Source organism: Nostoc sp. (assembly GCF_036917615.1).
Taxonomy (GTDB): domain Bacteria; phylum Cyanobacteriota; class Cyanobacteriia; order Cyanobacteriales; family Nostocaceae; genus Nostoc.
In genome coordinates this window covers 1-4,485 of record NZ_JBALCZ010000042.1, presented here as the reverse complement: position 1 = coordinate 4,485, position 4,485 = coordinate 1, and the positions used below count along the sequence as shown (strand labels likewise).

General features: G+C 43.6%; 4 protein-coding genes and 1 pseudogene. 2 read left to right on the top strand and 3 right to left on the bottom strand.

All coding sequences use genetic code 11. The features are described from left to right. Positions 1–978 precede the first annotated feature (978 nt). A complete protein-coding gene (locus tag V7K85_RS14715; RefSeq protein WP_334814385.1) occupies positions 979–1,359 on the top strand; it encodes a hypothetical protein in 381 nt (126 codons plus the stop codon). A 20-nt stretch (positions 1,360–1,379) separates the two neighbouring features. Here the strand turns inward: V7K85_RS14715 and rpsU are convergent, their stop codons facing one another. Together rpsU and V7K85_RS14705 are read right to left on the bottom strand one after the other, a co-directional pair. Further along, entirely contained in the window at positions 1,380–1,571 is a 192-nt protein-coding gene (rpsU, locus tag V7K85_RS14710; protein ID WP_094333031.1) for a 30S ribosomal protein S21, read from the bottom strand. Between the two features lie 122 nt (positions 1,572–1,693). Beyond that, on the bottom strand, positions 1,694–2,014 hold the full coding sequence (locus V7K85_RS14705) for an RNA recognition motif domain-containing protein (protein ID WP_334814384.1): 321 nt from the start codon (positions 2,012–2,014) through the stop codon (positions 1,694–1,696). 338 nt (positions 2,015–2,352) lie between these two features. On the opposite strand from V7K85_RS14705, the gene V7K85_RS14700 reads away from it, so the two are divergent. Next, a complete protein-coding gene (locus tag V7K85_RS14700) occupies positions 2,353–3,747 on the top strand; it encodes a TldD/PmbA family protein (RefSeq protein ID WP_334814383.1) in 1,395 nt (464 codons plus the stop codon). A 366-nt stretch (positions 3,748–4,113) separates the two neighbouring features. Here the strand turns inward: V7K85_RS14700 and V7K85_RS14695 are convergent. After that, positions 4,114–4,407 (bottom strand): annotated as a pseudogene (locus V7K85_RS14695) (hypothetical protein); the annotation flags it as partial. Between the last annotated feature and the right edge of the window lie 78 nt (positions 4,408–4,485).

The following is a 4,485-nucleotide window of genomic DNA, read 5'->3' as shown; positions in this document are numbered from 1 at the left end:
AATAGCTCGATGCCAGGTATCTTAATTCTACAAAAACCCTCCTCATTACCATTTGAGCAGGGTTTTGTTATTCCTGCAACCTATTCCTAAAATAAATTAGCTCTCCTATAGCAATCCTAAATAGGTTGTGAAGAGTCAGAGGATAGAATAGTCTGAATAGAAGATAGGTAAAATCAAAATTGATAAAGATAGATTTACTCACAGAATTTGTCAGAGCAACAAAGGAAACACTCATAACAACTGCCTGGGCTGGCAGTTCAAATGGTGGAAAGTGTAGAAGAAGTTGCTGAACACGTACAGCAAAGCTATGATGTCATATTTGAGTCAAAACAGAGTTACTATCACTTTTTACATTTGTCAGAACTGAGTTGGAAGAAGAGTCAACCCACTTATGCAAAAAAGGATGATCTTGCGAGCGCTAAACCAAGATTTACCTCCTGAACAATATTGTCCAAATGTTCTGCTAGATTAATCATTGTATAGTTGATTTGACTGCTAAGTAAATATTGGCAATAATTAAGTAAGGTGAAAAAGCCTATATTGGTAATAATAATATTTTTACTCTTCAGAATAAACCTCGTAATCGGGTATTAACTCCCCAGCAAAAGGCAGGAGATAAAGTGTTTTATCGTAATCGAATTTTTGTTGAATATATGATTAAATTCATCAAAATTTTTAGCATTGCGTTTGAAATATTTCGTACTTCATTCTCACGTATACGACCAGATAATTATTACTGTTTATAGGTTCGTTATATTAAGAATTGGCACTTTAGTTTTGCCAACTTAATCAAAAGTGATAATTACTCTGTTTAAAAAGATAGAGAGAGCCTATATTTGTTGGGCTAAACTATCACTAACTATCTCTAACCCTGATTAGTACGTTTCTATGAAGATATCAAAGCTGACTCTCAAAGCTTTGCATAGACTGGCTTGTAAATTTTAGGACAGGTCTCATAAACTGCGATCGCTGTTGGGAGTGGATGTATGCCCAATCTTCATCTCAGCAGTCCGCCAAATTAGGGGTTTTCACGCTACTTTCTACCCTTCTGCGTCAGGAGTAGGAGTACAAGCCGAGCATTACCCGCCCAAAGTCCTGGCTCAACTTTCCAAGACAGACCCTTCAAAAATCTTATTGACTACTAAGGGAATCCCAAATATAAATTCTTCAGCCAAATATAGTAAATTCAGGGTAGCGATCGCCACGCTAGAAGTAACGATAATAAGTTTTTTGTCAGATGGGGGACACACCGTTATTTATATTGCCAATCCCATAATCAGTAATGGCTTTCCCAAAACCTACCCTTTAGATTCACATGCAGGAATACAGCGATCGCCTCTTCGACAGCTAAGAATCTAATGAGATGCGATCGCTTGTTCTCAATTGCGACGAAAATTTCTCTTACGTTGCTTGTGCCTTGCGACTTCTTTGCGCTTGTGTTTTTCCAAAGGCGTTTCAAAGTGACGATGCTTTCTCATGTCTGGAAAAATACCTGCTTTGGAAACTTCTCTCTTAAATCGACGTAAGGCTGACTCAATTCCTTCATTTTCGCCCACAAATACTTGGGTCATTTTCATCTCCTACTTAATTGGTACTGGGCAATTTTAAGCTATCCAGTAGACCGGAGCGCAAAAAGGGCAGATAATGATTCTGCCCTTTAGACGTTTTAAAACTGAATTTTTTATCTTAAAGCTTAGTAGCGTCCTCGATTGTATCCACCGCCACCACCACTGTTGCCGCGACGATCACCACCAAAGGAACCACCTCTATCTTCCTTAGGTTTAGCCTTATTTACTTTGAGGTCGCGTCCCATCCATTCAGCTCCATCAAGAGCATCAATGGCAGCGGTTTCTTCAGCTTCTGTACCCATCTCTACAAAAGCAAAGCCGCGTGGGCGTCCTGTTTCACGGTCAGTAGGTAACTGAACTCGTTTTACAGAACCATGTTCGGCAAAAACAGAAGTGAGGTCTTCTTGTGTGACCTCGTAGGATAAATTACCTACATAAATTGACATGCGTTATCTCCAAAATCATAGGTGTGTAGAGATTTAGATTTCGGAGACAAGCTTGTTAAGACCAAAAGGGAAAAGCCTGTCAATACTAAAAACAAACACTGTAACCGAATTTTATTCTCACCTAATTACCTTAGCACATCATTCAGTTCTTACCCACCGTAAAAAAGGAAGTACTAAGAGTCAGAGCGCTACGCGCAAGATTGGGTATCAAGAAGAGTTTAGTCCCTAGTCCCCCGTCTTCTAGGTCAGCGATTCATGGGGGAACTCCGACATTGAGTAGCAGAAATTCCCCAAATAATTGCAAAATAAATGCAGTTCGTCATTGTTACTACCTGGAAATGCCGACTACACTTGCTGACGCCCAAAATTTACTTTCTGACCTCATCGCCCGCTACTCAGAGCGTGTAGATTATCTGATGATTCGCCTTGAAGAAGCAGAAGGAACTGATATCTTGTTGCGTGGCGACAAGGTAGAAACCCTCAGTGAAGGCATCTCCATTGGTGGACATATTCGCGCTTGTTATAAAGGTGGATGGGGGTTGAGCTGCTTTAATCAGCTGGCGACAATTAAGGATCGTATAGAAGAAGCGATCGCTGCTGCGCGGATGGTTGGTGATGAAGAAACTTTACTTGCACCCATTGACCCGGTGCAAGCAGTATGCATTCTACCCCTAAAAGGCACCGACCCCCGAAAAATCCCACTCTCGAAGAAAAAACAATTGTGCGATCGCTATGCCCAATTGCTCAAAAGCGTTGATCGCCGGATTACCACTACCTCGGTGCGTTACGGTGACAGCGCCCAAAAAGTGATCATTGCTACCTCAGAAGGGACTTTGATCGAGCAATCTTGGGTGGATATGGAAATGCGCTTTGCCGCTACCGCCAGAAATGGCGAAACCGTACAAACTGGACGGGAAACTACTGGCTCTCGGAAAGCTTACGAAGATTTAAGTGATTTGGATGAACAGGTCACAAGTGCTGCTCAAAGAGCGATCGCAGCTTTATCTCTGCCATCAGTGAAAGGCAATACCTACAGCGTAGTCATTGACCCAATTCTCACAGGTTTATTTGTCCACGAAGCCTTCGGACATCTTTCTGAGGCAGATATGGCTTACGAAAACCCCGATCTGCTGGAAGTCATGACCATTGGACGGCGGTTTGGCCCAGAAGAACTCCAAATTTTTGATGGTGCTGCCCCAGAGGGACATCGCGGTAGCTATTTTTACGACGATGAAGGCACGCCTGCCACTACTACTCAACTAATTAAAGATGGAGTTTTAGTTGGACGTTTACATTCTCGTGAAACCGCTGGCAAATTGGAGGAAGCGCCTACGGGTAACGCCCGCTGTCTCAACTATCACTTTACTCCGATTGTGCGGATGACAAATACCTGGATTGAACGGGGTAAAACACCAGTCGAAGACTTATTCACCGATATCAAAGAAGGAGTTTATGCCCGTAATTGGTTGGGTGGGATGACGAATGGGGAAATGTTTACTTTTAGTGCTGGGGAAGCGTGGATGATTAGGAACGGCAAAATTGCTGAACCTGTGCGGGATGTAACGCTTTCGGGAAATGTATTCCAAACTTTAGCGGATATTGAGGCAATTGGTGATGATTTTTACTGGGATGAATCCGGCGGTTGTGGTAAGGGAGGGCAAAACGGCTTGTCAGTGGGTTGTGGTGGCCCTAGTCTGCGAATTCGAGATGTAGTGGTTGGTGGGGAAACGTGAACTAACCGCCACTATATATACCCAGTACTCCGGGTTAGCTCAGGTTTCTAGTCTCACGGGGGAATGTGCCTCAAGTTAGACTTCCTTCCTCCCCTGTACCAATTTAGGCGTATCCATGTGTGTCAACTTCAGCCAAAATACGAGAGAAAACTCTCGTTTCCAGGTATAAGAAGGGAATGCACCTCATTGGGCTGCTGCCGCGAATTTTGGAGGCGGAGCGTCACAATCGGCATTCGCCAGAGGCTGGGAACCAGAGAAATAACAAGGGGCCTAAGCCCCTCGTTTGCTCCTTGTCTGGTTAATTGAGACGGTGGCTGGATTTGGGTCGTGCTGTACTAGTCTTACGGGGAAATGCCTCAATTCAAATCAATTTGCTAGCCAGAAAGCGACGTTACGCACATAGGTTTTGATATCTTCTAAGGCGCGTGGCTGTTTTTTCATGCCATCTCCTGGTGGCTCATCTACAAAAGTGGGACAGCCTTTGTTAATATCCCAGTTGTAATCTACTAAATGATGGAAGCTGGAGTTAGCTACTGCTCGTCCTAGTATATTCCCCTGTTCATCTTGATGATGCTCGATCGCTACAACCAGATTGAAGTTACGACCTGTAACTAAACTTTTACCAAGGGCAATTACCCGCGCGTTTGGTTGAGTCGATGGGGGATATTATTCCCCGCACCTCTCAGTTAGATCCGTGCGTACCCGTTTCCGTGTACACGGCTCCCGATGTTCTTAGCT